The organism is Roseicella aerolata (genome assembly GCF_020523605.1).
GTDB lineage: Bacteria > Pseudomonadota > Alphaproteobacteria > Acetobacterales > Acetobacteraceae > Paracraurococcus > Paracraurococcus aerolatus.
In genome coordinates this window covers 1-675 of sequence record NZ_JAJAQI010000180.1, presented here as the reverse complement: position 1 = coordinate 675, position 675 = coordinate 1, and the positions used below count along the sequence as shown (strand labels likewise).

1 protein-coding gene is annotated in these 675 nt (G+C 63.6%); it reads left to right on the top strand.

What is annotated here, in order from left to right; translation table 11 throughout:
- Nucleotides 1-158: 158 nt before the first annotated feature.
- Complete coding sequence (locus tag LHA35_RS28440) at nucleotides 159-368, top strand: ATP-binding cassette domain-containing protein (RefSeq protein WP_226615271.1); 210 nt, start codon at nucleotides 159-161, stop codon at nucleotides 366-368.
- Nucleotides 369-675: the final 307 nt, after the last annotated feature.

Genomic DNA, 675 nt, shown 5'->3' with positions numbered 1-675 from the left:
GAACCAGTTGCCGAAGGTCATCCAGGGTGTCAGGTTCCGCAATGGCGTCGAGGTCAAGGAGACGCCAGCACAGACCGCCGCCTGATCGGCTGGCCGTCACCCAGTTTCCCGCGTAGCTCCGTCTTGCGCGCGAGCAGGGGCTAATCGTTCTGCTCGCCTTGCACGATCTGAACGCCGCGGCACAGTTCGCTGACCGCATTGCGGTGATGAGCGAGGGACGGCTGGTCGCATACGACCGGCCGGAACGGATCCTAACGCCACGGCTGCTCTACGAGGTGTATGGCATCGAGGCCGAGATCCTCCGGACCTCTGATGGAGGGCGCGTTATCGCGCCCTTGGCTGCCAAATCGAGGGTTGAGTTGGCCTAAGCGGCTGTACTTGGCTGACAGCCGGACGGCCGGGTTGAGCGGAAAGCGGACTTTTGGCCATTGGCGGACTATGTGGGCTCGCCATTCGGTTGCTGTCTCAGTGGACCTCGTGTGAGGCAAAGGATGGCAGCGCTCTAGTCTGCGGCCTCGCTCCGAGATGCGGCGACTCGCCAGGGTCGCAGAGATGCTAGACCCGAGTAGCCCTGGCTGGAATCGGCTTGTGATTGGCTGCGGCGCGAGGTGGTGTGATTCGTAGGTGTCCAGCTTGGGCTGGAGGCTTCGATGGCGTGGCGTCGTGGGCAGGCCT